Consider the following 24,643-nt stretch of genomic DNA (forward strand, 5'->3'; position numbering starts at 1 on the left):
GAGAATAGCAAATGGCAAAAAGGTTAACAGGGATTCCGAAAAACGATGGCTTTAGAATGCCGGGTGAATTTGAGCCGCATGAAGGCTGCTGGATGATCTGGCCGGAACGGACAGACAATTGGCGGTTGGGTGGAAAACCAGCTCAAAAAGCTTTTTCTGAAGTGGCTAATATCCTAGTAGAATATGAAAAAGTGACAATGTGTGTGTCACCGGGCCAATTTGAAAATGCCCGTGAAATGCTGAAAGATCAAGTTCGCGTTGTGGAAATGTCTGTGGATGATTCGTGGATGCGCGATTGTGGTCCGACATTTGTGAAAAATAATGCCGGTGAAGTCAGAGGTGTCGACTGGCGTTTCAATGCCTGGGGTGGATTGGTAGATGGCTTGTATTTCCCATGGGACAAAGATGATCAAGTAGCAAGAAAAGTCTGCGAAATAGAAAACCTAGACTATTATTCATTGGAAGAATTCATTCTGGAAGGGGGTTCCATTCATACAGATGGGGATGGAACCGTCATGGTAACAGAAGAATGTTTGCTTCATGAAAGTAGAAACCCCGAGTTAGATAAAGAGGAAATCGAGGCACAATTGAAAGCGTATCTGGGAGCAGAAAAAGTACTGTGGATTCCAGAGGGGATTTATCTGGATGAAACAAATGGGCATGTGGATAACATTATGCATTACTGTGCCCCAGGAGTGATTGTTTTGGCATGGACAGATGATGAAAATGATCCACAGTATCCGCGTTCTAAAAAGGCTTATGATTATTTATCGAATCAAACGGATGCTAAGGGTAGAAAGTTGGCCATCCATAAATTACACATTCCGAATGAGGTCTTGATCACCAAAGAAGAAAGTGAAGGTGTCGATAAAGTAGATGGGACATTGCCTAGGCAGGAAGGAGATCGTCAGGCCGCTTCCTACGCTAACTTCTATATAGCTAATGGTGCCATTATCTTGCCGTTGTTCAACGACGAAAAGTATGACCAGAACGCTAGGGATGTTTTGGGTGAGGTGTTTCCCGACAGAGAAATACGAGGTGTTTACGCACGAGAAATACTATTAGGCGGTGGCAATATTCATTGCATCACTCAGCAGCAACCTTCAGCCAAATAAAAATAATTACGTTAAAAAAACTAAATGAGAGGTGAGAAAAATGGAAGAAAAGATAGGCGATAATATTGTCGCCGAAAAAGATATTGCAAAAGTTGGCCTCTTTAAAATGGTCACCTTTACCGTAACAGGAATCGTTGTATTGGATACCTTCGTTGCTCCAGCAGCATTAGGAGCTTCCTCTATTACCATCTGGTTACTCACGGCTATTTTGTTTTTTATCCCGTACGGACTTATTAACGCGGAATTGGGAGCTACTTATCCAGAAGATGGAGGTATTTACGCCTGGGTCAAACGTGCTTTCGGACCCTTCCAGGCTAGTTTAGTTGCCTGGTATTATTGGGTCAATGTTGCTTTCTGGATGCCGGCGGTTTTCATTGCCTTTAGTACCTGGTTTTCAATGGCTTACTTTCCCGCTATGGGCAATATTGCTGGGGCTGCCTTGGCTGTCGCAATGTGTTGGCTCATTGTTTTCATTGGTATTCGCGGAGTAGATTTAAGTATCACGGTCACAAACATTGCTGCGATTCTAAAAGTCAGTGTTCTGATTGTTTTCGGGATAATGGGTGTGATTTATGCCATGCAGAATGGTGTAGCTAATGATTTTTCACTCTCCAGTTTTGCCTTGAACTTGAATTTTGATACCATCTCTTACAGTTCAGCGATCGTCTATAATTTGTTAGGGTTTGAATTGATCAGTGCGATTGCTTCGAAAATAGATGAACCTGAAAAAAACATTCCGAAAATGACGATTTTTGCTGGAATCTTGATTGCCGCCATGTATATTATCGGAACGTTCGGTGTTTTAGCTGCAATTCCAGCAGCATCGATAGATCCGCTCGACGGTTTCTTTTATGCTTTACAAGAATTATCCACTGTCTTCGGACCGGCTTCAGGTATTGTCTTCAATATCACGATGATTGTCGCATTGTTTACTCTAGTCTCCAATATGATTTCGTGGACACTGGGAGGAGTGGAAGTCTTAGATGAAGCAGAGTTCACTAAACATACCAAGATTTTGGGTCATCGGAATGAAAAATACGATACCCCCGATTACTCTTATGTCTTGATGGGCATCATTGCAACGTTTCTGATTGTGTTGAATTTCGTATTAAGTGGGAATGCCAATGATGCATTCTGGACGATTCTTTCCTTCAGTTTCTTGATCTTCTTTTTACCTTATTTATGGCTGTTTCCAACGGTAGTAAAATTAAGAAAAGTAGATAAAAATATTATTAGACCGTATGAGATTCCTTTAGGAAAATTCGGTTTATACACGTCAAGTATCATTGGTTTCTTATTCATCACACTGGGAATCGTGTTACTCTTCTTTACTGGCGATGGTTGGGATCCTTTATACCATCTGACATTAATTGTTGGAACGATCCTCACAACACTCTATGGTTTGTACTTGTATCGAAAGAGTCTGTAAATTACAGATCACTAACGAACTATGATGAACAACAATAAATAAATGGGTAGAAGTCTCCTTCGAGATTCTACCCATTTATTTATTAGGGATATATAATATCGCTAACATGTTAAAGGTACTTTTAAGGAGGGACACATTAATCGATTAGCTTTACTTAGCGACTACTTTGCCGCGATTCTCAAGCAATGAAAATCGGTTATCACTAGGACCTGATCCACTCAATTTCCAATGTCTGATTTTCTTCAGGTGCACTGCTATCAGGCTATTTTGGTAACCAGGTGTTGACCATCAAGTGTATCGGATATCAGATTTCTATCCCATAGAGATAATACAGCGGTATAAGTACCAGTTGTGATGGCCTCACTCTTTAAATCGGTTAAAAAGGCTGAAAGGTATAATAACAGATGTTACGTTACGTCGAATCTGACTTCAGTGAGTAGAAAAGCGAATGCCTCACCCAGTGGGCTGAAACGCTGAACCTCAAGCAGAAAGTTTTGTCAGTTTAAGAATGATTGACTAAACCCAGTGTAAGATCGAGAAACATATCTTTCGTATAAACAGCCGACTGAAATGTAATATTTGAGATTGTGTATACATCATAATCGTAATTATCAGTTCTTTTCAACAAAATATTTTTAGGAAAAAACACTTACTGAAGTATCACTATTATAACGCTGAGTAGGCTGGTACTCAGCACTATAGTAGTAATTTTTTTCGTTTTTCCACTGCCTTTAAATATCTGGTTCATTTGTCCATACGCCTTTACATTCAGTTTGCGAAATAAGTGGAATTTACTTCGCAGCTTTATGATACAATATACAATAACAAACCTATTTATACAATTTTTAAGTGACTGTTCAGGGTATTATCAGTGCTGTTTAGTCAAGAAATAATGAGTTGAAAATGCGGATGATAAAGGATGAAACGACTTGAAAAAGAAAATTAGTTATATCGGCATACTGGCTGTGATTGGGTTGCTCTCGTTACCTTATGTACTATGGCAGGTCGATTCTGGTCAGGAACTTGAGGTTCTGATTATGGATAAAACGGTTCCAGACCAGACCTACCGTGAACATCAAGGTATCACCTGGGGGTTGAATCACTATAAATACGTCAAAGGAAATAACAGTGAATATGATCTGACCCGGGATTATGTCGGGTTTCATCCGCAAGCTGAGAATAACTATGAGATAACTTCCATTTCCAATGAGAATGAGAGCTCATATGACCTGATATATATGGCCGATACATATGGTGTATACGAGGATGAATTTTATGGTGAAAATCAGGAGGGAAGTCGCTCAGAATTGATCTACGGCGGACTCACACTTGAAGACGTTACAGCGATTGAAAACGAGGTTTATGTCAATCAAACCCCACTTATTGCAGAATTCAATAGCTTTGCGAGCCCAACGGACCAGGATTTGAGGAATCGTTTCACATCACTCTTGGGACTGAAATGGGAAGGCTGGATCGGCCGTCATTTTGATGAATTGGATCCGGAACTAAACGATGAACTTCCGACCTGGATGATTGAAAACTATCAGAGGCAGACGGAAGAAGAGTGGACCTTTAGTGATTCGGGCCTCATCTTTGTGAGGGATGACGATTTCATTGTGATCCTGGAAGAAGGTGAGGATTTTGAAGGTGACGGCGTCTTATTTGATTTTACCGAGACAGGCCAGGCTTTTTTTGAGGCTTCCCTCTCATCCCGTTATGCGTACTGGTTCGACATCGTCGAGCCTACTGAAGCCGAAGTCTTAGCAAACTATACGTTGGGACTTACCGAAAAGGGGCAGGATCGCATGCGTGAATACGGCATCAATGATACGATCCCAGCAGTTACACGAACACTTAAGTCCGGTACGCCGCTATATTATTTTGCCGGTGATTACGCCGACTTGGAGACGACGCCATCGCTTTATAAGTATAAAGGGTTGGATTGGTTGAACCGAACGATTAGTCGCCTACAACGAAAAGGAGCACAGTCATTTTATGATCGAGCCTATCTGCCAATGATGAAAAAGATTTTACAAGATACATATAACAATAAACAAGCAGTGAACAGTGATGAGCTATCGAACATTGAAATGTATACGGATGAAAGTATGGCTTACCATAGTCGTATGAGTGATACGCATTTTGAAATTTATCGAGATGGCAACTGGGAAGAATTTGAGATACAAGGTGTGAACATGGGGATGGCCAAACCCGGATCATGGCCTGGAGAGTCAGCGATAACGCTTGAGGAATATGCACGATGGATCGAACAGATAGCTGAAATGGGTGCCAATGTGATCCGGGTCTATACGGTACACCCTCCGGAATTTTATCAGGCACTATGGCTCTATAACCAGCAGTCACAGACGCCGATTTACGTCATGCACGGGGTCTGGATAGATGAGGAGGGCCTGGAAACTACATTAGATGCGTATTTACCGGCCAATATCGATGCATTTGAACGTGAAATTGAAGACGTTATCGATGTCGTGCATGGAAATGTGACGATAGAGCCTAAGATCGGTCATGCTTCCGGAAAATACGCGTATGATATTTCCCAATATGTACTGGGGTATATATTGGGTATCGAATGGTATCCGCTCATGGTAGAGGAGACCAATGCATTACATGAAAACAGCGACGAATTTGCGGGAAACTATTTCAGTACAAAAGGTGCGAATGCTTTTGAAAAGTGGCTGGCAGCACGCATGGAGTTTATCACTGCGTATGAAGCTAACAACTATGAAACGATGCACCCGATCAGTTTTACTAACTGGCCAACCACAGATCTGCTTGATCACCCGGCCGAACCATCTGCCGAAGAAGATCTGGTCAGTGTTGATCCTAATAATATCTATGAAAGTAAACAGTTAAAGACTGGTTATTTTGCCAGTTATCACGTTTATCCTTACTATCCGGACTTTTTAAACTACGAAGAAAAGTATTTGGATTTCACTGATCATCGCGGCCAAAAGAACAGTTATGCCGGTTATTTAAATGACCTAATTGACGCACACCGCATGCCGTTGATCGTTGCGGAATTTGGCGTTCCTTCATCCAGGGGCATGACCCACGTGAATCCTTTCGGCTGGAATCAGGGTTTTCTGTCAGAAAAAGAGCAGGGAGATATCGTCGTTCGTCTGTTTGAAGACATTCACGAGCAGGGTGCAGCTGGCGGGATCATGTTCACCTGGCAGGATGAGTGGTTCAAAAGGACGTGGAACACGATGGAACTTGATGATCCTGATCGGAGACCATACTGGTCAAATGTGCAGACCAATGAACAGCGTTTTGGTTTGTTGAGCTATGAAACCCATAAGAAACAACTGGATGGGGACCGAGACAAGTGGCAAGAAGATGAGCTTTTGACTCAAAAAGAAGAGGGCTTGCTGCGCAGTATTTCTGTTGACCATGACGAGGCTTTCCTTTACTTAATGATCGATTATGACCCAACAGAGTGGAACAGTGAAACGGATTTGAATGTGCTGATAAACACCATCGCTGGTCAAGGGAATCAAGTTGTTCCGTTTATTGAAAATCAGACCTTTGAACAGGGGATCGATTTTGTCATCGAAATCTCAGGAGAAGACGAAAGCAGAGTTTGGGTCGACAGCTATTATGATCCTTTCTACTTCCAGTATGGGTATGAACTTTCATTTTTAGAGGATGATCAAGTCATTGAAAATAATGATGGACAATTCAATCCAATTAACTTGGCATTATCCAAACCGATGGTCATCCCTTCAACGGGTTTAGAAGTACCATTTGATTATTACGAAACAGGAACATTAAAAGAAGGCATCGGCAGTTCGGAAAATGAAGCCTATGATTCATTGGCGGATTATACGATCAATGAAGAAAGTGGGATAGTGGAAATGAGGATTCCCTGGCTGTTGCTGAATGTCAAAGATCCGAGTCAGAAAAAAATACTTGGTGATTTGTGGTCAGAGGGTTTAACGGCTTCAATGGATCTTGAGACGATTGATATAAGTGTTATGGCAACAAAGAACAAGCAGTTGATCGACCAGTTACCAAACGACAAACTTACCGATAAAGAGATGCTGCCTTATAGCTGGGAAGATTGGGAACAACCTGATTATGAAGAAAGACTCAAACAATCATATGATATTTTAAAAGATTATTTAAAGAATTGAACGGGTGGTGTATCAATGAAGAATATCTTGGTAGTGGACGATGAGATGGTTTTAAGAATGCTGATCGTCGATAGTTTGGAAGATTTAAATTATACGATCGATGAAGCCGAGAGCGGTTTTAAGGCATTACAGAAAATCAATGCGAAAAAGTATGATGTGATCATATTGGATTATATGATGCCGGAACTGACCGGGATAGAAGTTTTAGAAAGAAGCGACAAAGAAATGATAAACGATGCAGTCATTATAATGTTGACCGCCAAAACGCAGGAAAAAGATCAGCAGCAGGCAAAAGCAGTGGGTGTGGATATTTTTATGAAAAAACCTTTTAGTCCAATGGAACTTTATCACCTAGTGGAGGAACTGACGAATGACTAACAATAAAGATCGTCCGGTTAAAATCAAACGAAAATTTTATAGAGTGGCTGCTTTGTTGTTAACAGTTATTGTATTTATTACATCTGTGGGCATTTTCACACTGATGCGGGCGCAGTCTGCTATAACTGAACAGTATGAAGAAAGTGCACTGAAATATAATGCGATCAATGACTTAGAGGAAAATCTGACACAGGTATTATTCAGAGCCAGAGGGTATTATGCTTTTCAAGATCAGCAGGAATTGGCTCGACTCTATGTGAATTTGGATAATTTTAAAGACAGTCTAGAATCTTTTCAATCTCTAACTCTCTCTGATCAGGAAGAAGAATTGAATCAGATGCTTTCGAATCTCTATGTCAACTATAGTGAAAATCTTCTTCCCACGGCTATCAGCTTTGTAGAGGCTGATGATTACGCGTCGCTCAGGGAGCTATCGAGTGGTGGCGCAAATGAGGACATCAACCGTTTTCTTGAATATACACAGGCCTTCAATGAGGAAACTCAAATTAAGAGAGATAGCATATATAATGAAACATTATCACTAATTAATCAATTTACAATAGGATTCATCATTTTAGGTTTAACTAGTTTCAGTTTATTTGTACTCGTGATCAGCGGATTGTTACGAGAGATCATACTCCCGTTAGAAATGTTGATATCAGCGACCCAAAATTTGAAAAAAGGGAAAAAATTCAATTTGAATTCTGACTATCAGTTGGAGGAACTCCGTGTTTTAGCGCAGTCATTCGGAAACATGGCAATCGAAGTTCAAGATAAAGAAGATGAACTGACAGCTCAGAATGAAGAGCTATTGTCTCAGCAGGATGAATTGGAGTTTAATCAAAACCAGCTGCAGGCATATGTAACGGAAATTGAACACATCAATAAAGCACTCAATGAGTCAGCGTTATTATGCATCACGAATGCTGAAGGAATCATTATAAATGTGAATGAAATGTTCTGCAAAACGTCAAAATACAAAGAGAATGAGTTGGTCGGCAATACGACACGTGTTTTGAAAAGTGGGCATCAAGACAGCAAGTTTTACGAACAAATGTGGAATGCAATTGCTAAAGGAAAAATCTGGACAGGTAAAATCAAGAACGAAGCCAAAGATGGCTCTTATTATTGGATCAATGCAACAATCGTTCCGTTTCTGAATGATAACGGCAAAGCTTATCGTTATATCCTGATCGGGATCGACATTACCGAAAACAAACGAAATGAAGACGTCTTAAAAGACCTCTTAAATGAAACGCAGAAAGCAAAGGAAAAAACTGAAAGGTACAGCAATTTAAACAAAGAATTGACAGCGACTGTAAATAGAGATGAATTTTTAAATCGGGTATTCAATTACTTTATGACTGCTTTTAATTTTGACAAAGGAATCCTGGCTAGTCCAAATCAAAAGCAATTCGCAATCAAAGGGTTGACTAAAACCCATGCAAAGCTGTTTCTATCAGATGTTTACTTGAAAGAAATCGTGGCACGTTTAAAAACAGAGAGTTATTACGTTGTGAAAAGAGAGGCGACTGAGACAGAAATAGGTGTTGCCGAAGGAAATGTTAACTGTTATGACTTGTATGCTTCCGTTAACGATGACTTGGGCGCTGTTTCGCTTGTATTTGCAATAACTCGAGTCGGGAACGCATTTACAGAAGAAGAAATTTCGGAAATCAATATACTTATGGGACAATTGAGTATTGCCTTGAGCAGAATAGACATTTATGAAGATGTCCAAAGAGAACGAAGTCTGAATAAAAGTATTGTTCAGAATGTCACTGAGGGATTACAACTTGTATCTCTAAGTGGAGATTTATTACAGGCAAATGATAAATTACTGGACTTGGTAAATATGGAAAGCTATAAAAATGATAAACTTGTGCCTAAAAATGTTTGGATAAGTGATTTCTCAGATAATTGCCTGGAACAAAATGAAATCAGAGCATTCTATGAAAAAGCAATCGATCCGGAGTTTACCGAATTGAGTTCGATTCGTTGCCAGTTAGCTGATGATGACCCAAGGTACATTCAAATTTACACATCACCGGTATTTATTAGTGGAGTTAAAACGGGAACGATTTTTATGTATCGGGATATTACGAAAGAATATGAAGTAGATGCAATGAAATCAGAGCTTGTGAGTACGGTCAGTCATGAATTAAGGACGCCGCTTTCAAGTGTACTCGGTTTTACCGAAATGCTATTGATGAGAGAATTGAAACCAGAAAAACAAAAGAAATACCTTGAAACGATTTTCAAAGAGGCGAAACGCTTAACCAATCTGATAAACGATTTTCTGGATGTACAGCGAATTGAATCGGGAAAACAAGAGTATGAAATGAAAGAAGTTATTTTGAATCAAATAATCATGGAAGTCATCGATACGTTTAAGCATGAGAATGACCATCCAATCTACTTGGAAGATTCTGCATCACTGACTAGTGCATTGGCGGATAAGGATCGTCTGATCCAGCTGCTTACAAACTTGATCAGCAACGCCGTGAAATTTTCGCCAGCAGGTGGTAAAGTAGCGATTAAAATATATAATGAGAATGACAAGATTGTGGTTAGTATAAGTGATCGTGGTATAGGTATACCGGAAAGGGACTTACCAGATATTTTTGCCAAATTTAAACGCGTCGATACTGGTGCAAGTAAAAAAATTGGCGGTACAGGTCTGGGGCTAGCGATAAGTAAAGGGATCGTTGAAGCACATCAGGGAGCCATCTGGATCAATTCCAAAGAAAATGAAGGAACAACAGTGAGTTTTTCTATACCTGTCCTTAATATCGATTTTGATAATGAACAGTTTGAAAAAAGTGATGAAATGCTTGCTGAAACTAGAGGTAATATCTTATTGATTGAAGATGATATTAGTTTGGCATTGATGTTGTCGGAGACATTAAAGTCAAATAGTTTCAATGTAATTCATTATTTAAGCAGCCAGAAGGTGACGGAAATTGCTAATGAAAGGTCCCTGGTAGCAATTGTAGTGGATCTTGTACTGGAAGATGGCATGACGGGGTGGGAGCTGATTAAAGAATTACAAAGCAATAAAAAGACTAACAGTATACCTATAATAGTTTCATCTGCTATCGATAAGACAGCAGAAGACTTTGAAGACTATAAAATCTATGAATATCTAGTCAAACCATACTCTCCTAACGTGCTATCTGAAATCATGTTACAACTGGTTGCAGAACAAGCAGAGTAAAAGAAAAACAGCATTATTTTTTTGTGGACAGAGGAGTAGTCCTATACAGCAGTCAAGACAGTTTATAAATCAAAGCAGGAGGAATATTTTGAATAAAGAGAAGCTTCAAAACATAATAAAAAGAAGTCAGCGACAATTTTTGGTTGAAAAAAATGAACAGATCACGCATATCTCCAGAAATTTAATTGCTTTTTTAAATAAAGAAAACGAAGAAGATTACGATGCCCTTTATCAATTCTATCATCGCGTTAAAGGAACGTCAGGCACATTGGAGATGCATGATATTTCGTTAGTAGCCGCTGACATTGAAGAACTGATGTTAAACAATAAAGAGCACTTGGCAAGTGACCCTGAGAATTATTCAGCATTGGTCAAAGGAACAGGGAACTTACTGGATCTAATTGAGCAGCGATTAAGTGTTGTCTTGATGGAGACTATACCTCTGAATAATATAGATAGTGCTCTGGGTGAAGAAATTCTACTATCTGGAAAAATACTCGTTGTAGATGATGATGTGTCCATGCTTGATTTTTTGGAAGAGTTACTTAAAAATCAAGGTTTTGAAGTCTTCGTAACTAATAATGGAAATGAAGCCATCGAGTATCTTAAGAGTGAAAAAATCGATCTTGCCATTATAGATATTGTTATGCCAAAAATATCAGGATTTGATGTTTATGAAGAAATTCGTGAGCTGAACATCGATACCCCAATAATATTTTTAACAGGGCTGAATAAAAAGGAAATAAGATATGAAGCTCTCAGAAAGGGAGCTGAAATAATTTATCAGAAACCTGTTGATCCGGATGAACTTATAGCTCGAATAAATGGAACAATTAAAAAAAGAAAAATAAATGAAAATCAAAATCAAAGAGATGAACTAACAAATGCGTTCACAAGGAAACACTTCATCAAGAGATTCGAGATAGAAAAAGAAAACTTCATCAAGCACGACCAAGCCTTCTCGGTAGCTTTTCTTGATTTGGATTATTTTAAAAATATCAATGATACACATGGACACCTTTTCGGAGATCATGTTTTAATCAGTTTTGTAGAGGTAATAACAGCCAATCTGGAAAAAGATAGTGAAGTTTTCCGCTTTGGAGGGGATGAGTTTCTGATCTTGTTTCCACAAACAACTGGCGAAGAAGCTAAATTGGCTATGGAGAAAATTAGGTTGGACATGCTCTCAAAAGTATTCCATACACAAGATAACAATGAAGCTATCACTATCACGTTTAGTTCGGGTATAGCTGAACTAAATAATAAAGAACAAAGTAAGACTTCTTTGCTGGAAAAAGCGGACAAGGCATTATATGTCGCTAAAGAAAAAGGGAAAAATCAGATCATCCTACAAAGTGAAAGATTGAGTGTCTCTAAAAATAAAATACTAGTTGTTGATGATGAGTTATTATTGACCAATATTATAAAAACCAGACTCGGTTACCTTGGCTATGATGTCGATTATGCTAAGGATGGTCAAGAGGCGCTTGATAAATTGGGTCAGCGTGCCTATGATCTTGTTTTGTTGGATATTATGCTGCCAAAGGTAACTGGAATAGAAGTACTAAAAAGGATTCATGCTGTCAGTTTAAATGTGAATCCAAAAATCATCATGATTTCGGGCAAGCACAGCGAAGCCGCAGTAATGGAGAGCTTGAAATTAGGTGCTGATGATTATTTTGAAAAACCTTTCTCACTGGATGTTCTGGAACATAAAATCAAAAAAATATTAACGACTTAGAGGTAGGATATAAAATGTTGAGACAGTATATATGGGCATTATTAATTATTTTGCTTGCCGTCAATGTTGTGATATTTATCTTTTTGTTGATCAAAAAGATAGCGATGAAGGTGGTAAGAAATAAAAAAGCAGGAATAAGGAAAACGTTTGAAGAAGATTTTCTGCGTTTTATTACCAAACAGGACAGTGAGATATCGATCGAACCTAAATCTTACTTGGAAAAAAAAGTTTTACAGTCGCTTATTTTAGAGTACAACTCCTTTATTTCTGGAACAAATCAGACGGTATTGTTGAACAATATCGGCAAGAATTCGGTAATCGATAAAGTGGAACGTTATCTTAACAGCAATAATCTTTGGAAAAAAAAGACAGGAACATTCTTGGCGGGTGAGTATGAATCAAGTGAAATGATGCCACTTTTACTTAAACAGCTGCAGACAACAGATAATGAGTTGTTTTTTGTTACAGCTAGAAGCTTGATCCAGATAAGTAATGCAATATATTTAAGGGAAATATTAGAAAAAGCAATTAAACAGACGCAGATGAGCAAAAACAATATTTTATCACTCCTCGAACTTGTAGAAGGTGATATCAAAGAAATACTTGAGGATCTCATGGAATCGGATGATACCTTTTTGCAGGTGGTTGCTTTAGAAGAAATTGGCAAAAGACAGTATCAGGGAAGCGTTAAATGGATCGAGAAGATGATCGGTCATCCTCAGAAAGAGCTGAGGATCGCTGCATTAAAAGCGAGTTTTATGCTTGGCAACATAGGTGATGATAAATACTTATCATATATTATGTCCTTAGAAAACGACCCGGAATGGGAAGTCAGGTCTTTTTTAGCTAAATACCTCAGAAAAGTAAACCGCGATGATTCGATCAAAATCTTAACAATTTTTATGAGTGATGAGAATTGGTATGTTCGCCATAATGCTGCCGAGTCACTGCTTACTCACGAAAATGAAGGGCATGTGGCTTTACTGGGTTTGCTGGATTCTGATGATTCATTTGCAAGAGATGCCGCTAATGCTGTTTTACAGAAAGAAGCTTTATACGAATGACGATCGGTTAGAATATATTTCAAACCGGGGTACATAATCAGGTATAACATGAAAATATCAACGTTTAGGAGACCATAATGGATTTATTTGCAGATTTATTAATAGAGATTATTAAACATTTCAATAATTTTGTGTTGTACTATGTGATTTTTATAAACACTGTATATACACTGCTATTTTTCGTATCGATCCGAGCCTTATACATCGATCGGCAAAAAAAGAAATACTGGTCCTATGAAGATATGGTAGCATCAAGTTACACGCCCCCATTATCTATTGTTGTTCCTTGCTTTAATGAGGCTAAGACCATTGTCAACAATGTTAAAGCATTATTAAGCCTGGAATATAGTGAATTTCAATTGGTCATAGTTAATGATGGATCGAAAGATACGACCTTGGAACAGTTGATTCAGGAATTCCAACTGACAAAGATAGATATGCCTTACAGAAAAAAAATCAACACCAAAGAAATTAAAGGCATTTACCTGTCTGCCATATTTGAGAACATTATATTAGTGGATAAAGAAAACGGTGGAAAAGCGGACGCTCTGAACGCAGGGATAAACATTTCGGAATATCCGATCATCACAGCCATTGATGCAGATTCAATTATTGAAAGAGATTCGTTAGCTAAGGTTATCAGACCGTTCGTTGAAGATCCTACCGTCATTATATCCGGAGGGGTAGTAAGACCGGTAAATGATTGTGTTGTCGACAAAGGCTTTATCGAATCAGTAACTTTAAGCAAAAATAATTTGGTGCGCTTTCAAACGGTTGAATACCTTAGAGCTTTCTTATTCGGTAGACTGGGGTGGGGGAGTCTGAACGCTTTGTTGATCGTTTCAGGTGCCTTTGGTGTCTTCCGGAAAAGTGTTGTAATTGAAGCTGGCGGGTATACAGAGGATACGATCGGAGAAGACATGGAATTGGTCGTCAAAATACACCGGAAAATGCTTGAAAGTAAGACACCTTATAAAATTGTATTTGTTCCGGACCCTGTTTGTTGGACACAAGTACCTGAAGACATGAAAATATTGAAGAGTCAGCGTAAACGTTGGCAAAAAGGTTTAATGGACAGCCTGCTGAATCATAAGAAGATGTTGTTTAATCCAAAGTATGGCGCTGTTGGGTTGTTGGCAATGCCGTATTATTTCTTTGTGGAAATGTTAGGGGCTGTAATTGAGGTTTTAGGTTATGTTTCGTTTATCGTCTCATTCTGGTTAGGCATAATCAGCCTGGAGTTTTTTCTGCTGTTCCTTGCTGTATCTGTTTTATACGGTGTCTTTTTATCCAGCAGTGCTATTTTATTAGACGAATACAATTTTTCGAAATATGAGAATGTTTCTGAATATTTATTATTGATGATTTTCAGTGTGATAGAGAATTTTGGATATCGCCAATTAAACGCATGGTGGAGATTCACCGCGTTCTTTGAATACAAACGGCACAATAAAAACTGGGGTGAAATGTCCCGGACAGAATTCAGTCCGAAAAAAAATGAACCGAATGAACTAAATAATTAGAAATACCTAATGAGTCCATTTTTTCAATATGCTAGAGATTTTTAACCACTTATTTTTATTGTAAGTGGTTATTTATATATAAAGTAACTACTAAAGTGTTTTTGTATCAAATAAAAGAGTGAAGTCGTATAGTGGAAGTGAACAGTTGACAATGAAGAAGAGGGTACGTTATAATTATCTCGAATTCGTAATAAAATCATGCATTAGTCATTTTACACAATACGGAAGGATTTGAACATATGAAACAATTAAAAGGGATTCACCACGTCACAGCAATTACCAGCAGTGCAGAAAAAATCTACGACTTTTTCACACAAATTCTAGGGTTGCGTCTGGTCAAAAAAACGGTCAATCAGGATGATATCCAAACATATCACTTGTTCTTTGCGGACGATACAGGTAGTGCTGGAACAGATATGACATTCTTTGATTTTCCCGGCATTTCAAAAGGTGTCCACGGGAATGATGAGATCGCTCGGACAAGTTTCAGAGTACCCACGGATAAAGCGCTCGATTACTGGGTCAAACGTTTTGACCGTCTGAAAGTGGAACACGAAGGCATTCAGGAACAATTCGGCAAGAAAGTCATACCGTTTGTCGATTTTGATGAGCAGTCCTATCAGCTGATCTCTGACGAAAATAACAAGGGTATCGCATCGGGGACACCTTGGCAGGATGGTCCAGTACCACTCGAATTTGCAATCACCGGACTTGGGCGCGTATTTTTACGTTATCAAGATTTGGAGTACATCAAAGAAGTCCTTGAACAAGTCTATGAAATGAAGCATATCGCTGATAAAGATAATCTGTATCTCTTTGAAATGGGAGAAGGTGGTAACGGTGCAGAAGTTGTAGTTGAACACAATACAGAACTTCCTCGCCACCAGCAAGGCTACGGAACAGTGCATCATGTGGCTTTCCGTGTCGATGATAAAGAAGATTTAGATAACTGGAAAGAAAGATATCAGTCCGTTAAACTGCCGAATTCAGGCTATGTGAACCGCTTTTACTTTGGCTCTTTATACGCACGCGTGACAGCCGGTATCCTGGTGGAATTAGCTACAGAAGGACCCGGATTTATGGAAGATGAACCGTACGAAACACTCGGAGAGAAACTGTCTCTCCCGCCATTTTTGGAAAACCAGCGTGACATCATCGAAAATGAAGTGCGTCATATCGATACAGTGAGAAGTACCAAAACATTTGAAAAAGAATACGAATAAAGCTACAGCTTTCGATCGATCTGAAAGTAAATAAAATAAATCCCGCTGTCCTCACACAAGCAAGTGTGTAGTACAGCGGGATTTTTAGTTTAATAGATACTTATTTTCTTATTGAGCTCAACTCAACCAGTTCAACATGCCCATAATCAAAACAACCAGTATGGCTAGGGGAGCGATATATTTAGCGACGAAGATGAAAGACGATCCCCATGACGTATCTTTGGTATCAGTATGTTCGAGGATTTCGTCTTTTTTCCACGTCCACGTCACAAAGATAACGGTCAGCAGTGCACTGAGTGGAAGCAGGACGTTACCTGTAAAGCCATCAATAAAGTCCAGGAAGCTGTACCCAAAGATCGAGATTTCCATCGCTCCCTGACTGAGTGAAGACACGACACCGAGTAGGGTAATGGCGAGGCCAGTTAAGATGGTTACGACTTTACGTGATTTGTTGAATCGGCGCATAAAGTAAGCGACGGAAACTTCAAGCAGTGAAATGGCTGAAGACAGTGCCGCCAAGGTGAAGAGGACAAAGAAGATGAGTCCGACAAAGACACCAATGCCACCGAGGGCCTCAAAGATAGTGGGTAACACGATAAAAATCAAGCCGGCGCCTTCAGCTGGATCTAATCCGAAAGCGAAGAGTGCCGGGAAAATAACCAGACCTGAAATGATAGCGAAGGCCGTGTCCAGGGCAATGACGATCGCTGCCGAAGAGGGCAGTCGTTCATCTGGATTTAAATAACTGCTGTACGTGAGCATGATGCCCATGCCCAAGCTTAGAGTGAAGAAGGCCTGCCCCATCGCGGTGACGTATACATTCGGATCAGTAAAAGCCTCCCAATCGGGTCTAAACATAAAGTTAAGGGCTTCAGTTGTGCCTCCCAAGGTCAAACTGTAAATCGCTAAAACAATGATGAGGAAACTTAGAATAGGCATCATCCATTTACTGGATGTCTCGATGCCCTTTTGAACACCTATAAAGACGATACCAACTGCTAGTAACATAAATATACCCTGCCATAAGATCGGCGAAAAGGTATCACCGATAAAATCAGTGAAGAAGACTGAAGAGTCACCTGTTATGCCACCTAAAAGATACTCCCAAGTGTAACGCAGTGACCAGCCACCGATCACCCCATAGAACGATAAAATCAGGAAAGCAGCGAGTACACCGAAACCACCGGCGATAAACCAGGCCGTTTTAGGAGCGATTTTCTTGAACGATTCGACCGCATCAGCCTGTGCGCGACGTCCGATTGAAAATTCGACCAGCATAACTGGGAAACCGAGTAATAAGACACTGATGAGATAAATGATTAAAAAGGCGGACCCGCCACCAGAGCCCATGGCATAGGAGAAACGCCAGATGTTTCCTAGCCCAACCGCCGAGCCCATGGTTGCTAAAATAAATCCCCAGTGAGATCCCCATTGTTCTCTTGTTTCTTTCATAATAATACCACTCCTTCTCTGATAGTCATTTTCTCTCACAGTTAAGAAACCAACTGTGAAGATCCTAACACGAATAGCTGAACCTTCTGATCCAAGACTTTTAAAAGGTTGTTACCGATATGGTATGAGAGTGTACAAGGGAGAATGTTTTATTTGACCCTATTGTAGAGCTAAAAGCATTCGATAACAAGTGTTTTCATAATATAATATATACAAACTAGTGTCTGTAAATCTAGCTGGTGAAAAGGATGAATACTGTTAACGTACGTTTGTAAATATTTTAAATCATACAATGAAAAGTTGAAACGTGCTAGCAAAACGATTTATCCAAACATTTACTTTTTTTAACCGGGAATTGGCCTATATTGGGTCAGGTAGTAAGGTGGTCAAGATAAAATCTTTACTTGTATAAATTAAATTTATAGCTCTATACATATTAAGTATTTGCTAATTAGGAAAAATCAGGTAAACTTAATAAAAGCGCTTACAACAAATGAGGGAGTGGACATAATGCCAACAATTGCAGTTGCAGGGGGAGCTAGAAAAGAAATTTTAGAGTTGGCACGATTGAGTAAAATTGAATTCAAAGATGGCGTTAAATTTAAAGTGTTTGACGTCGATCCTAATATCGATCATGAAGAGACTTGGGAATACATACAGTGTGAATCAGAAGAAGATATGGTGCATCAAACGGTAAAAAGTGTCGTGAACAAGGAAGCAGATATTCTGCTAAAAGGAGGCGTGCAGACACATGTCTTATTAAAAGAAGTGCTCAAAAAAGAACATGACTTGAAGACCCAGGACCTGCTGTCACATGTTGCTTTAGTTAATCTGCCAGCTTTGGACCGACAAATTTTACTCACGGATGCCGGGATGAACATCATGCCGACAGCGGATGAGCTGGAACAAATCATCAACAATGTCATAAAGGTAGGGAAAGCTATTGGGCTTGAACATCCAAAGGTAGCATTGATCAGCTCAGCAGAAAATTATAACCCAAAAATGCCTTCATCGGTTCTGGCTAAAGCATTGACAGAACGATTCAAAGATTGTTCTGAAGCGACGGTATACGGTCCACTTTCACTCGATTTATCATTATCTAAAACAGCGGTTGAACATAAAAAGTTCGATGGACCTATTCGAGGCGATGCCGATATTCTGGTGGTCCCCAATATCGATGTGGGGAATGTCTTGTATAAATCCTTCCTACTCTTTGGAGAAGCAATCATGGGAGGAACGATCGTCGGCACGAAAGTACCGATCGTCTTAACGTCCCGCAGTGATGATGTAGAGAGTAAACTGTATGCATTGAAATTTGCGTTGATGCAAGTGACTGACAAAAAAACGGTTGGAGGTCGTCTATGAATAAGTTGATATTGGTGATCAATCCGGGTTCGACATCGACGAAGGTCTCTCTCTACAATGAAAAGGACTCAGTGGCGGCTGAAACGATCCGTCACAAGATGGAAGAACTCGCTCAATATGATAGGATCATCGATCAGAAAGCATTTCGTAAGCAGGTTATTCTAGACTTCATGAAAAAGGAAGGCTATGGACCGGAAGATCTACAAGCGGTCGTGGGTCGAGGAGGGCTCCTGAAACCTATTCCAGGCGGAACTTACTTGATCGATGAGGCGATGCTGAAAGATTTAAGAGAAGAGAAATACAGTACCCATGCATCAAACCTTGGAGCTGTCTTGGCCAATGAAATTGCCGAAACAGCAGGTGTGAACGCGTATATCGTTGATCCGGTGGTTGTGGACGAGATGGATGCCATCGCTCGTGTGTCCGGTTTGAAAGGGATCGAACGCCGCAGTGTAGCCCATGCCTTGAACCAGAAAGCCGTAGCTAGAAAGATCCTGCAGCAAAAGAACAAGAAATATACGGACAGTAATGTCATCGTTGCGCATCTAGGTGGTGGGTCAAGTATCGGGGCACATCACAGAGGCAGGATGATCGATGTGGTCAACGGCTTGGATGGTGAAGGTCCATTTACGCCGGAACGCACAGGCGGTTTGCCCCTGTATGACTTTGCCAGAATGATCTTGGAAAAAGAGATGACACTGGACCAAATCAAAAAAATACTGGCCGGTAATGGCGGCATCAATTCATACCTCAACGAAATCGATTTAAGGAACGTGATCGAAAAAATCGATAAGGGTGACCGGGAAGCAGCGGATTATCTTGAAGCCATGACGTATCAGATCGCGAAAGCCATTGGCGAAATGGCAACGGTCTTGAAAGGCGACGTCGATGCAATCATCCTGACTGGTGGTGCCAGTTATAGTGCGTTTGTCGTGGAACATATCAAAGAACGCGTGTCTTGGATCGCTCCGGTGGAAGTCATGGCGGGGGAAATGGAAATGGACGCCCTGCACGAAGGTGTCATGCGCGTCTTAAATAATGAAGAGGAACCGAAACGATACAGCGAGACAAATAGTGGATAAGTGAGGGGAAAGCGATGGCGATAGAAACAGACCTGCTAATACTTGGTGGCGGAACAGGCGGCTATGTCGCAGCTATACAGGCAGCAAAGCAGGGCATGGACGTGGTACTGATTGAACAGGACAAGCTCGGTGGAACGTGTCTGCACTGGGGCTGCATCCCAACAAAAGCGCTGCTTAGAAGTGCGGAAGTGATGGACACCTTGAAGAACGCAAAAGAATACGGCGTAGACATCAGTGGCTCAGTTCAAGTCGATTTTGCGAAAGTGAACGAACGAAAACAAGCCATAGTTGACCAGCTTTACAAGGGTGTGCAGGCCCTGGTGCAGAAAAACAAGATCAAAGTGGTGTATGGCAAAGGTGCTGTTTTAGGCCCGTCGATTTTTTCGCCGGTCTCTGGTGCGGTAGCCGTAACCTTTGACGACGAAGACAAAGAAGAAGAAATCTATGTGTCCAAAAAACTGATCATTGCTACAGGATCAAGTCCGGCCACCTTGCCGCATCTGCCATTGGATGAAGAAACCATTTTGTCCTCTTATGGGATGCTACAACTTGAAGAACTGCCGGAATCCATCGCCATCATTGGCGGCGGCGTGATCGGTGTCGAGTGGGCGTCACTTCTTCACAGTTTGGGTGTCAAAGTCACGATCTTCGAAGCACTAGATCGACTGATCGTCAACGAAAGCAGGACGGTTTCTAAAGCGTTGCTCAAACAGTTCAAAAGACGCGGCATTCAGGTGGAACTCAGCCAGCTCGTTGAAGGCGTGGAAAAAACAGACGGCCAGGTGAACCTTTCTGTGAAAGGAAAAGATACGCCTATATCATTTGAAAAAGTAATGGTTGCGATCGGGAGAAAACCGAATGTGGATGGGATCGGACTTCAGAACACCTCGATTAAATATGATGCCAAAGGGATCCAAGTGAACGATCATTACCAGACGACAGAGAGCCACATTTATGCAATCGGGGACTGCATCGATACCTTGCAGCTCGCGCATGTGGCGATGAAAGAGGGCGAACTGGCCGTTGAACACATCGTTCACGAAACCAGTGAGCCGATAAATTATCTGAATGTGCCACGCTGCACCTATACGACACCTGAAATAGCCAGTGTGGGTTATACAAAAGAAACGTTGCCGGAAGGTAAAAAAGTGAAAATGGGAACATTCAGCTTCAATGCCAACGGCAAAGCCTTGATTCACGGCTTTGCTGACGGGTTTGTTGAAGTGATGAAAGATGAAGAAACCGATGACTTGATCGGTGTGTCCATCATTGGTCCGCATGCGACGGATCTGATTTCAGAAATGAGCACAGCGATCTATTTGAATGCGACCCCGCTTGAAATCGGCGAAGCGATCCATCCGCATCCGACCTTGACGGAAGCTATTCAAGAAGCAGCGCTGGATGTCTACAAATTAGCGATCCATAAATAAGAAAGCGAGTGTGAAGAGACTATGAAAAAACTGGCAGAAGCTGGATTGACAAAAGAAGAAATCATCGGAGCTTACAGACATGTTTTAATGGGACGTCGCCTGGATGAACGGCTATGGCAGCTGACGCGTATCGGCAAGACATCGTTCAACATCTCAGGACAGGGGCATGAAGTGGGGCAAGTGGCGATGGCCATGGCCTTTGACCACGATAAAGATTATTTCCTGCCTTACTATCGGGACATGACACCGTGCCTGGTCTGGGGAATGACACCGAAAGATATTTTGCTCGGTTCACTCGGAAAAGAAGCCGATCCGTCTTCCCATGGCCGTCAGATGCCGAACCATTATGGCTCCAAAGAACATAATATCGTGACGCATTCGTCAACAGTCAGCACGCAGTTCCCACTGGCAACCGGTGTCGCTTATGGTGCTCAACTTGGTAAGAAAGACTACGTTACCCTGACGACAACAGGAGAAGGGGCAGCCAACCAGGGTGAAGTGCAGGAAGCCATGAACTTTGCCGGCGTGAAAAAATTGCCGCTCATTTTTGTATTTGAAAACAATGGCTACGCGATTTCCGTCGGACGAGAAGAACAGTATGCCAGCGAAAAGCTATCCGACCGCGGACCGGCTTTTGGCTTTACGGGCATACAGGTAGACGGTCATGACTTTGTAGAATCATATCTGGCCTTCAAGCAAGTTGTAGAGGACGCACGAAACGGCAAAGGGCCCGCCTTGATCGAATTGATGGTGACACGCTTGACCGCACATTCGGCGGATGATGATCACTCTGTATACCGTTCCAAAGAAGATATTGAAAACCTGAAGAACAACGACGGGTTGCTCTTGTTTGAAAAACAACTCATTGAAGAAGGATATCTGACACGTGAACAGATGAAAGCAATGGATAAAGAACTTAAAGAGGAAATCAACCAAGCGACGGATGAAGCAGAGGCCATGCCTGATCCAACACCAGATACCATACTTGAACAGGTCTATGCAGATAAATAAAGGAAGAAAGGATGCGTTAAGCCCATGGTAATGATGACATACTTAGAAGCCATTCATAAAGGAATCGAAGAAGAGATGGCTCGAGATGAAAAAGTGGTGATTTTTGGAGAAGACGTTGGAGGCATGAAAGGCGGCGTTTTTGGTGTAACCAAAGGATTAGCTGAGAAATTTGGCGATGAGCGCTGCTTCAATACCCCGCTGACAGAAGGACTGATCGGAGGACTTGCAGTAGGGCTCGGCACAGTTGGGTACAGAGCGATCGGGGAATTCCAGTTTGCTGATTATATCCTGCCGGCCGTGAACCAGCTGATTTCTGAAGCGAGCCGCATGCGTTACCGGACGAAAGGCGACTGGACTGCACCGATCACTTTCCGTGCCCCATACGGTGGCGGTGTGCGTGGCGGACTTTATCACTCCCAGTCGACCGAAAAAGTGTTGTTCGGACAACCGGGGCTCAGAATCGTGACCCCGTCTTCACCGCGTGATGCAAAGGCGTTGATCAAAGCAGCTATCCGCTGTGACGACCCAGTTCTGTTCTATGAACATAAACGCCTGTACCGTCTGCTCAAAGAAGATGTGCCGGAAGACGATCACGTCGTACCGATCAACAAAGCCAATGTCGTCAGAGAAGGCGAGGACATCACGGTTATCGGATACGGCATGGTCTTGAATCACGCCTTGAAAGCCGCTGAAATATTAAGCAAAGAAGGCTATGAAGCGGAAGTGGTGGACGTTCGCTCCCTTTATCCTTTAGACAAAGAGACCCTGGTAAAAGCAGCGAAGAAAACAGGTAAAGTACTGCTGGTAACTGAAGATAATTTAGAAGGCAGCATCATGAGTGAAATTTCAGCCATTATTGCTGAGGAAGCATTGTTTGACCTGGATGCACCGATCAAACGACTGGCTGGTCCGGATTCACCGAGCATGCCATATGCGCTAGCTTTGGAACGTGAATTTTTGGTAACTGAAGAAAAAGTACTGAATGCCATGCGTGAACTCGCAGAGTTTTAAGGAGGAAGAGTGGATGAGTATAAAGATAATCAAGATGCCTCACTTGGGTGAAAGCGTCACGGAAGCCTCGATTGCTTTGTGGTTAGTTTCTGAAGGCGACAAAATAGACAAATACGATCCCATTGCCGAAGCCGTTTCGGATAAAGTAACGACTGAAATTCCGTCAAATTACTCGGGCATTGTCAAAGAATTTTTGATCGACTTGGATACCGATGTGGAAATTGGGACGCCGATGGTAGCGATTGAAACAGATGACGCAGAGGATGCTGGCGAGTCGGAACAACCTGTCGGTGCAGAAAGTCCTTTTGACACTGAGAAAAAAGAAGAGATGACCGATCATATCAACAAAGAAATTGATGAAGCAGCCGAAAAACAGCCAATCGCAAGAGAAACAAAAGCATCTAGCCAGCAAACCATTTCTGCAGAGTCGAAACCAATGGCAGATAAAAACGCGCGCTACTCTCCAGCAGTCGTCCGGATCGCTCAAGAAAGAGATATCGACCTAAAACAAGTTGAAGGGTCAGGGAAACACGGACGGATTACGCGCAAGGATGTCTTGAACTTTGATGTGAAGAGTCAGCCCACAGCGAATGGAGACTTGCCAAAACCCTCTTTACAGGCTCAAAAAGAAATGATCAAAAGAGAGATGAGTAAAAAAGCTGGAACACCTTCCGAACCGGCTGCTTCGTATCCATCAAGTCGCGACGAAGTATTCCCGGCTGACCGTATCCGCAAGGCCATCGCTAAGAAAATGGTGCAAAGCACATCCGAAATCCCCCATGCATGGTTGATGGTGGAAGCAGATGTTTCCAATATCGTTAAATTAAGAAACAAAACGAAAGATCGATTCAAAGAACAAGAAGGGATCACACTATCTTACTTCCCCTTCTTCGTTAAAGCTGTGGTGCAGGCGCTTAAGAAACACCCGATCATCAATGCGTCATGGGACAATGGCAACATCGTCTTCCATAAAGACATCAATATCTCAGTCGCTGTCGCCACCGAGGAACATTTATTTGTGCCGGTGATCCAGCATGCCGATCATTATTCACTCAGTGGCTTGTCGAAAGAAATCGACCGGTTGGCCAGCTTAGCCCGTGACGGAAAATTAGGTAACCAGGATAGTCAAGGAGGCACAATGACCATGAACAATACCGGCAGTTTCGGTTCTGTCCAATCCATGGGTATCATCAATCACCCACAGGCAGCGATTTTACAAGTCGAAAGTATCACGAAACGGTTTGTCCCAACAGAAGATGGCGGGTTCAAAACAGCCGATATGATCAACTTGTGCCTATCGATCGATCACCGCATGATCGATGGTCTCCAAGCCGGACGTTTCTTGAACGATGTCAAAGAAAACCTGCAGAAATTTTCAGATGAATCAGATTTATATTAAAAAAACAGTTTTGCTCACTCGTCTAAGTGAGCAAAACTGTCAGAAGCAG

Annotated in this window: 16 protein-coding genes; 15 read left to right on the forward strand and 1 reads right to left on the reverse strand. The window is 41.5% G+C overall.

Annotated features, from left to right (window positions below; translation table 11 throughout):
* Positions 1-11 precede the first annotated feature (11 nt).
* The 9 genes from aguA (at position 12) to ACO1PF_RS08860 (ending at position 15,844) form a co-directional block, all read left to right on the forward strand.
* Entirely contained in the window at positions 12-1,115 is a 1,104-nt protein-coding gene (aguA, locus tag ACO1PF_RS08820) for an agmatine deiminase (protein ID WP_423188686.1), read from the forward strand.
* 40 nt (positions 1,116-1,155) lie between these two features.
* The gene (locus tag ACO1PF_RS08825; protein ID WP_423188687.1) at positions 1,156-2,544 is read left to right on the forward strand and encodes an APC family permease; all 1,389 of its coding nucleotides are present in this window, start codon (positions 1,156-1,158) and stop codon (positions 2,542-2,544) included.
* A 929-nt stretch (positions 2,545-3,473) separates the two neighbouring features.
* Positions 3,474-6,698: a hypothetical protein gene (locus ACO1PF_RS08830; protein WP_423188688.1), complete on the forward strand. Its 3,225-nt coding sequence runs from the start codon at positions 3,474-3,476 to the stop codon at positions 6,696-6,698.
* Between the two features lie 15 nt (positions 6,699-6,713).
* Complete coding sequence (locus ACO1PF_RS08835; protein ID WP_423188689.1) at positions 6,714-7,076, forward strand: response regulator transcription factor; 363 nt, start codon at positions 6,714-6,716, stop codon at positions 7,074-7,076.
* The gene (locus tag ACO1PF_RS08840; protein WP_423188690.1) at positions 7,069-10,293 is read left to right on the forward strand and encodes an ATP-binding protein; all 3,225 of its coding nucleotides are present in this window, start codon (positions 7,069-7,071) and stop codon (positions 10,291-10,293) included. Before ACO1PF_RS08835 ends, ACO1PF_RS08840 begins: the two co-directional genes overlap by 8 nt.
* Before the next feature lie 88 nt (positions 10,294-10,381).
* Positions 10,382-12,034, forward strand: coding sequence for a response regulator (locus ACO1PF_RS08845; protein WP_423188691.1), 1,653 nt, complete (start codon positions 10,382-10,384; stop codon positions 12,032-12,034).
* 14 nt (positions 12,035-12,048) lie between these two features.
* Complete coding sequence (locus ACO1PF_RS08850) at positions 12,049-13,098, forward strand: HEAT repeat domain-containing protein (RefSeq protein ID WP_423188692.1); 1,050 nt, start codon at positions 12,049-12,051, stop codon at positions 13,096-13,098.
* 77 nt (positions 13,099-13,175) lie between these two features.
* Positions 13,176-14,621 (forward strand): glycosyltransferase family 2 protein, encoded by a 1,446-nt coding sequence (locus tag ACO1PF_RS08855; RefSeq protein ID WP_423188693.1) that lies wholly within the window; start codon positions 13,176-13,178, stop codon positions 14,619-14,621.
* 239 nt (positions 14,622-14,860) lie between these two features.
* The gene (locus tag ACO1PF_RS08860; protein ID WP_423188694.1) at positions 14,861-15,844 is read left to right on the forward strand and encodes a ring-cleaving dioxygenase; all 984 of its coding nucleotides are present in this window, start codon (positions 14,861-14,863) and stop codon (positions 15,842-15,844) included.
* 117 nt (positions 15,845-15,961) lie between these two features.
* On the opposite strand, the gene ACO1PF_RS08865 is transcribed toward ACO1PF_RS08860, so the two are convergent.
* Positions 15,962-17,296 carry a sodium-dependent transporter gene (locus ACO1PF_RS08865; RefSeq protein WP_423188695.1) on the reverse strand — a complete coding sequence of 445 codons (1,335 nt, stop codon included), beginning with the start codon at positions 17,294-17,296 and terminating at the stop codon, positions 15,962-15,964.
* Between the two features lie 510 nt (positions 17,297-17,806).
* On the opposite strand from ACO1PF_RS08865, the gene ACO1PF_RS08870 reads away from it, so the two are divergent.
* From ACO1PF_RS08870 to ACO1PF_RS08895, 6 genes are read left to right on the forward strand one after another with little or no spacing between them, the layout of a single operon-like run.
* Positions 17,807-18,661, forward strand: coding sequence for a phosphate acyltransferase (locus tag ACO1PF_RS08870; protein WP_423188696.1), 855 nt, complete (start codon positions 17,807-17,809; stop codon positions 18,659-18,661).
* Complete coding sequence (buk, locus tag ACO1PF_RS08875; RefSeq protein WP_423188697.1) at positions 18,658-19,743, forward strand: butyrate kinase; 1,086 nt, start codon at positions 18,658-18,660, stop codon at positions 19,741-19,743. Before ACO1PF_RS08870 ends, buk begins: the two co-directional genes overlap by 4 nt.
* 14 nt (positions 19,744-19,757) lie before the next feature.
* Positions 19,758-21,173 carry a dihydrolipoyl dehydrogenase gene (gene lpdA / locus ACO1PF_RS08880; protein WP_423188698.1) on the forward strand — a complete coding sequence of 472 codons (1,416 nt, stop codon included), beginning with the start codon at positions 19,758-19,760 and terminating at the stop codon, positions 21,171-21,173.
* 21 nt (positions 21,174-21,194) lie between these two features.
* Positions 21,195-22,184: a thiamine pyrophosphate-dependent dehydrogenase E1 component subunit alpha gene (locus ACO1PF_RS08885; protein ID WP_423188699.1), complete on the forward strand. Its 990-nt coding sequence runs from the start codon at positions 21,195-21,197 to the stop codon at positions 22,182-22,184.
* Between the two features lie 24 nt (positions 22,185-22,208).
* Complete coding sequence (locus tag ACO1PF_RS08890; RefSeq protein ID WP_423188700.1) at positions 22,209-23,195, forward strand: alpha-ketoacid dehydrogenase subunit beta; 987 nt, start codon at positions 22,209-22,211, stop codon at positions 23,193-23,195.
* Positions 23,196-23,208: 13 nt separating this feature from the next.
* A complete protein-coding gene (locus tag ACO1PF_RS08895) occupies positions 23,209-24,594 on the forward strand; it encodes a dihydrolipoamide acetyltransferase family protein (protein WP_423188701.1) in 1,386 nt (461 codons plus the stop codon).
* The last annotated feature ends 49 nt before the right edge of the window (positions 24,595-24,643 follow it).

The organism is Alkalibacterium sp. f15, from assembly GCF_049389645.1.
Lineage (GTDB): Bacteria > Bacillota > Bacilli > Lactobacillales > Carnobacteriaceae_A > Alkalibacterium.

Bases quoted from the DNA above. Each gene is read 5' to 3' on its own strand.
- aguA (WP_423188686.1), top strand. From the start codon at position 12: ATGGCAAAAAGGTTAACAGGGATTCCGAAAAACGATGGCTTTAGAATG.
- ACO1PF_RS08825 (WP_423188687.1), top strand. From the start codon at position 1,156: ATGGAAGAAAAGATAGGCGATAATATTGTCGCCGAAAAAGATATTGCA.
- ACO1PF_RS08835 (WP_423188689.1), top strand. From the start codon at position 6,714: ATGAAGAATATCTTGGTAGTGGACGATGAGATGGTTTTAAGAATGCTG.
- ACO1PF_RS08840 (WP_423188690.1), top strand. From the start codon at position 7,069: ATGACTAACAATAAAGATCGTCCGGTTAAAATCAAACGAAAATTTTAT.
- ACO1PF_RS08850 (WP_423188692.1), top strand. From the start codon at position 12,049: ATGTTGAGACAGTATATATGGGCATTATTAATTATTTTGCTTGCCGTC.
- ACO1PF_RS08855 (WP_423188693.1), top strand. From the start codon at position 13,176: ATGGATTTATTTGCAGATTTATTAATAGAGATTATTAAACATTTCAAT.
- ACO1PF_RS08860 (WP_423188694.1), top strand. From the start codon at position 14,861: ATGAAACAATTAAAAGGGATTCACCACGTCACAGCAATTACCAGCAGT.
- ACO1PF_RS08865 (WP_423188695.1), bottom strand. From the start codon at position 17,296: ATGAAAGAAACAAGAGAACAATGGGGATCTCACTGGGGATTTATTTTA.
- ACO1PF_RS08870 (WP_423188696.1), top strand. From the start codon at position 17,807: ATGCCAACAATTGCAGTTGCAGGGGGAGCTAGAAAAGAAATTTTAGAG.
- buk (WP_423188697.1), top strand. From the start codon at position 18,658: ATGAATAAGTTGATATTGGTGATCAATCCGGGTTCGACATCGACGAAG.
- lpdA (WP_423188698.1), top strand. From the start codon at position 19,758: ATGGCGATAGAAACAGACCTGCTAATACTTGGTGGCGGAACAGGCGGC.
- ACO1PF_RS08885 (WP_423188699.1), top strand. From the start codon at position 21,195: ATGAAAAAACTGGCAGAAGCTGGATTGACAAAAGAAGAAATCATCGGA.
- ACO1PF_RS08890 (WP_423188700.1), top strand. From the start codon at position 22,209: ATGGTAATGATGACATACTTAGAAGCCATTCATAAAGGAATCGAAGAA.
- ACO1PF_RS08895 (WP_423188701.1), top strand. From the start codon at position 23,209: ATGAGTATAAAGATAATCAAGATGCCTCACTTGGGTGAAAGCGTCACG.